This window comes from Komagataeibacter oboediens, from assembly GCF_003207815.1.
Classification (GTDB): domain Bacteria; phylum Pseudomonadota; class Alphaproteobacteria; order Acetobacterales; family Acetobacteraceae; genus Komagataeibacter; species Komagataeibacter oboediens.
In genome coordinates this window covers 1-4,543 of sequence record NZ_NKTX01000118.1, presented here as the reverse complement: position 1 = coordinate 4,543, position 4,543 = coordinate 1, and the positions used below count along the sequence as shown (strand labels likewise).

At 53.5% G+C, this 4,543-nt stretch carries 8 protein-coding genes; 4 read left to right on the top strand and 4 right to left on the bottom strand.

The window, feature by feature from the left end:
- From CFR80_RS17060 to CFR80_RS17050, 3 genes are all read right to left on the bottom strand, one after another.
- Window positions 1-415, bottom strand: a 415-nt coding sequence (locus tag CFR80_RS17060; RefSeq protein WP_220032760.1) for a hypothetical protein, incomplete at its 3' end; no start/stop codon positions are given.
- A gap of 4 nt (window positions 416-419) precedes the next feature.
- A complete protein-coding gene (locus CFR80_RS19535) occupies window positions 420-563 on the bottom strand; it encodes a hypothetical protein (protein WP_157132980.1) in 144 nt (47 codons plus the stop codon).
- 822 nt (window positions 564-1,385) lie between these two features.
- Complete coding sequence (locus CFR80_RS17050) at window positions 1,386-2,009, bottom strand: S24 family peptidase (protein WP_019091717.1); 624 nt, start codon at window positions 2,007-2,009, stop codon at window positions 1,386-1,388.
- Between the two features lie 103 nt (window positions 2,010-2,112).
- On the opposite strand from CFR80_RS17050, the gene CFR80_RS20220 reads away from it, so the two are divergent.
- Together CFR80_RS20220 and CFR80_RS17045 are read left to right on the top strand one after the other, a co-directional pair.
- Complete coding sequence (locus CFR80_RS20220) at window positions 2,113-2,370, top strand: carph-isopro domain-containing protein (protein WP_373636534.1); 258 nt, start codon at window positions 2,113-2,115, stop codon at window positions 2,368-2,370.
- Complete coding sequence (locus tag CFR80_RS17045; RefSeq protein WP_258367928.1) at window positions 2,367-3,155, top strand: P63C domain-containing protein; 789 nt, start codon at window positions 2,367-2,369, stop codon at window positions 3,153-3,155. Before CFR80_RS20220 ends, CFR80_RS17045 begins: the two co-directional genes overlap by 4 nt.
- Window positions 3,156-3,220: 65 nt before the next feature.
- Here the strand turns inward: CFR80_RS17045 and CFR80_RS17040 are convergent, their stop codons facing one another.
- Complete coding sequence (locus CFR80_RS17040; protein ID WP_146221694.1) at window positions 3,221-3,568, bottom strand: hypothetical protein; 348 nt, start codon at window positions 3,566-3,568, stop codon at window positions 3,221-3,223.
- 99 nt (window positions 3,569-3,667) lie between these two features.
- On the opposite strand from CFR80_RS17040, the gene CFR80_RS17035 reads away from it, so the two are divergent.
- Together CFR80_RS17035 and CFR80_RS17030 are read left to right on the top strand one after the other, a co-directional pair.
- Window positions 3,668-3,946 (top strand): hypothetical protein, encoded by a 279-nt coding sequence (locus CFR80_RS17035; protein ID WP_110507779.1) that lies wholly within the window; start codon window positions 3,668-3,670, stop codon window positions 3,944-3,946.
- Window positions 3,946-4,446: an ECF-type sigma factor family protein gene (locus CFR80_RS17030; protein WP_110507778.1), complete on the top strand. Its 501-nt coding sequence runs from the start codon at window positions 3,946-3,948 to the stop codon at window positions 4,444-4,446. Before CFR80_RS17035 ends, CFR80_RS17030 begins: the two co-directional genes overlap by 1 nt.
- Window positions 4,447-4,543: the final 97 nt, after the last annotated feature.

Genomic DNA, 4,543 nt, shown 5'->3' with positions numbered 1-4,543 from the left:
GCGCGTTGTCGCTCGAGGAACCGATCTGCGCGTAGTCTCCCGAGGAACCGATCCGCGCGTAGTCTCCCGAGGAACCGATCTGCGCGTAGTCTCCCGAGGAACCGATCTGCGCGCTGTCGTTCTCGTCAATATCAACACCTTCGGTCGCTGCAATAATCGAACGAACGTCGCTTTTGATGAAATCAGCACTGATGTTCTTTACATCGAACGCCTTATTGGCCAGCCAATGCGCATCACCGTAACGCTTGTCAGCATAAAGGCTATTCATGACCTCGCCATACGAGCCGCCCTGGGGGAACTTCTCGCGGAACCAGTCGCGACCGTCGGAGCATGCGCCCCATTCGCGGATCTTGAGGAGGGTAATCTGTGCGGGGTTATTTTCGGGAGCATCCGTCTGCTCAACATGCGCGTTCATTACCTCAGACCTCCACGCGCATATCAGTGGGAGCAGAAGGAATTTCATGCATTACATCTGCATGCACAGGCTCATAAACAGCGAAGCCATCCGCATCGACTGATACGCGGTATTCAACATTGCCGTGTTTTTCGATTGTGTAAGTCACTGCCCATCTCCGTGTTGGTGATGGGGTGAGTATAAGCATGGCGTTGTGATTATCGCAATACTGAAATTACGAAAAACGCAACTTTGTGGGGATGGACTATCTAGCAAAAACAGAACACAATAAGAACACACAAGAAAGGATTCGCAATGCCTGCAACCGAGAGAATCATCTTCCAGCCCTACGTGTGGGGGAAGCCTAAGCGAGGCCGAGTTCAGCTTGAACCAGTCGCTCCTGTCGTATGTCGATCGGTTGAGGAAGGCAGGCGCAGGGCCGATAAGATCGCCGCTGGCGGCACGTCCATGGCCGGGGCGCTTCTGGTCCGCATGTTCGTGGACGAAGACGCCGGAGACTATGGCGAGCCGGAGATCCTTGAGAGCGTTGGGGACGTGCCGGAGAAGGAGGATTAGGCAAAAGAAAACCCCGCCGGAGCGGGGTTTGTATCAGATTTTCTTATTCGCCCAGCGCTTGATCCTCTTTTTGGTGAGCGGCGCTAGGACGATCAGTCCGATGATTGGTATGGCAAGATAGGCGATCTCAAAATCAGTCATCTCTCAGTGCCTCCAGAACAGACCGTGCGGCCTGATTGATCCTATACGAAAGCAGGGTCCATAAGCCAGCCCCAGATACGAACGTCAAAAACGGTAACCTTTTGCTATGGTCGTAATATCCGCTGATAGTCGGAACGACATACCCGGTGACCGCAATCGCGATTGCTATGCCATTGATCCAGTTCGCCAGCAATTTCGTTTGTTCATTATGAACGAGATTAGACACAAGGATGTCCTAACATCATAGTGTAATCTATATCCAAATCCCGCATACTTACCACTTTTTGGGAATATGAAAGTCAACGGGCGATAGCCACTCAATGGGGGGATCATAGAGCGGCTTGACAGACGGGTTCACGGAAAAAAGGGCAAATGTCCCATTTGGGCCTTCCGCTAACGACTTGATTACTGTTTGACCGTCCCCCAGCCTAGCCACTACGTCCCGGCCAAGGAAGTTATCCCATCCGTCCGGCGCATCTGGTGGCTGGATGCCTATAATTTCGCCAGGCGTATATCGCGGCAGCATTGACTCTCCCCGCACCCGCAGAAGCAGGCCTGGATAATTGAAGAATGGCACTTCAACCATTTCCAATTCGTCTACGCAGTCGCCGTCGATAAATAGCACCACCCGATCGGCAGCCCCTACATATCCAGAGATCGGCATTTTCTCGGCGGATCGTTCGCTCATGCCGAGCGCCCTCTTAATTTCGGCAGGAGAGCGCTTCAGTATTTCTGCGAATTTCTCTATCTCATCCGCCTGTAGCCGACGTATGCCTTTCAAGACATTCGTTAGCTTTGGGCCATCTAAATCTACCTCAGACGCAAAACTGGCCTGACTTCGGAAGCCAGCCGAGGCGATGGCGTCTTTGAACCACTTTTTATCAATCCCGCTTTTCATGTTGGGTATTTTACTGCCATAAGCTGCTCTCGTCCGTTGCGTATTGCGTTATTCGCAATGTTTCCTATTGCGCTTTGTCTTGCGATTATCGTAATGTGTCCGTATGGCAAATCGTAGCATTCCAGATGCCGACAATGTGGCGGCATCAGTCGTAAGTGCCTTTGGCGGCTTAACGAAAGCCACCAAGGCTTTGGGGCACAGGACACACAGCACAATTTATAGCTGGGTCAGGAAAGGACGCATTCCTCATTGGAGACACGCTGAAATCGTAAGGGCCGCCGATAGAGAGGGCGTGGAAATACCTAACGACCTGTTCCGAGGCGTGACAGTCGTGCGGCCTGAAGGGGAGGGGGTGCGGTGACTGCCCAAATTATCCCTTTCAAAATTGAGCGGCAGCAGGATGGCGAGTTCCGCATCAGTGATGCAGAGCTTGCGGGCCATCTTGGCTACGCAGAAGTACGGTACTTCAGGCAGGCAATTCGGAAAAACCTATCTGATATAAGCGAACTCGACTTTTGCGTTATCGTGACGCAAAAGTCTTCTGGGGGCAGGCCTGAGAAAATATACTGGCTGACAGAGCGTCAGGCCATTCACATGGTGTACCGCGCTGACACTCCTGTTGCGCGTGAGCTTGCCATCAAGCTGACTAAGGCATTCGTGGAACTGCGCCGCAAGACGCGCCTCGAAATGCCTCTCCCAGAGTTCTTCCGCCTGAGCCTCGTCAATGACCAGGTGCGGCAATGGCAGCGTGAATACCCCGATGGGTTCTTTGTTGACCTGCACCGCGTGCTTGGCCTTGATCGCCCAGCCATCGGCAATCACTCGAACTGCGCCCATTTCATCAATCGATACATCTACAAGTTCTTGTTTGGCGAACTGGGCCTGACAGCGATACGCGATGCCAACCCGGCAGATGAAGAGCATGTTCGCGCCCACAAGCATCATCAGGTGCTCAAGGCCAAGCATATGCCCGCGTTGCGCCAGCACATTGAAAAGGTGGCGACCATCCTGTCGTGCGCCATTTCCCTTCGCCAGTTTGATGACCTGTTCAATCGGCGCTTCCCTTCCGTCAATACTCAGATCGGCTTCATGTTTGGCGAAATGCCGGTGATGGCTGGTCGCCTCATTCAGGAGGCCCGCTCATGAGCCTCCCCAAGATGTGGTCCGAAATAAACGCAGAGGCGATCGGGCGCGGCGCAGGTGTTTTTATTTCAGAAACCGATGCGGTGAAAACGCGCGTGTGGCCGCCTCGGACAAGAGCGCCAACTTCGAATGGGCCGCTGCATCCAGAATTGTCTTCCGGACATGCTCAAGCGAAGCATCGTACCATTCTGGCCTTTCTTCTTCTGTTCGTTCCGTTCCTTTTGCTTCGTCTGCCAAGCCCACGCATTCAGCACGTCGCGCTTCACGGAAGGAGGTTGATGGAAAATGAGCAAAGCAACCATATCCACTAACCGGTTTATGATCTCGACTTCCATTTCTATGGCGGAATCGTGCGTTTCTTTGCGCGCCATCAGTTCTTCGACTTTTGCCTCAAGATCAGCAATTCGCTTTTCCACAGGTTCCTCCATGGTGGGTCTAGACAACCACATGGTGGCACAGCGGGGCGGCAGAGTCATTGCGCTTAGCCGCCCCGCAACCGAAGGGGAGACCCGCTCATGAGCGCACCCAAACCATGGACCGAACACAAAACACAGATCCTCAACAGCATGCCGAACAAGACGGCACGGGAAATCCAGAAGTTTCTTCCGGGTCGTTCGATCAATTCGATCCTACAAAGGCGATTGCGGACGACATCCAATACGGAATTGGCCGACAAAATTGCCTTCTGGAAAAGCTGCAACCTGACCGCTGATGAAATCACATGGAAGCGTCGGAAGTTTCTGGAAAAGAATGGCGTTTATGGATCGGCTCCATGCGCTGGAGGGGTGGTGTAATGGCGCCCCTTCTAGACCTGAAAGGCCAGACGTTCGGACATTTGAAGGTGATAGAGCGCGCGCCGTCTCACAATAACCTCGTGCGCTGGAACTGCGTATGCATGAAGTGTGGCGGAGACCATGTAGCAACTACTTTCGGTCTGCGGAGAGGTGAAACCATTCAATGCGCCGCCTGTCAGGGTCTGTTCAAGTGGGACGACGAGAAAGACCAGATCGTTCAGGACATGAAGGCAGGAGGAAAGGCAGCAAAAGAAATCGCTGCCGTTCTGGGATGCAATCCTGTTTCTGTTCATCGCAGGGTAGAGAAGTTGGGGCTTTCAGATAAGCGCGAGGATAAAAAATTACGGTTGGATCCCGATGAAAGCCCGTTCCGCAAATATATGAATGCACCCTGCACCCGTAAATGTCTGGAGTGCGGGAAGATGTTCAATGCGCAGAGCCGCTTCAATCGGCTTTGCTTCACATGCAGCCCTATCGCGCATGGGGCCGCTTTCGTCTGATGCCTCACCCGCGCCCCGCCAATTCAGTGGCCACCATGGCTGCCAGGTGCTGCCGGACCTCAATGGTCGCGAAGGGATGGGTTGCCGCCCATACCCG

Coding starts and splice junctions, on each gene's coding strand:
- CFR80_RS17050 (WP_019091717.1), bottom strand. CDS start 2,009: ATGAAAAGCGGGATTGATAAAAAGTGGTTCAAAGACGCCATCGCCTCG.
- CFR80_RS20220 (WP_373636534.1), top strand. CDS start 2,113: ATGGCAAATCGTAGCATTCCAGATGCCGACAATGTGGCGGCATCAGTC.
- CFR80_RS17035 (WP_110507779.1), top strand. CDS start 3,668: ATGAGCGCACCCAAACCATGGACCGAACACAAAACACAGATCCTCAAC.
- CFR80_RS17030 (WP_110507778.1), top strand. CDS start 3,946: ATGGCGCCCCTTCTAGACCTGAAAGGCCAGACGTTCGGACATTTGAAG.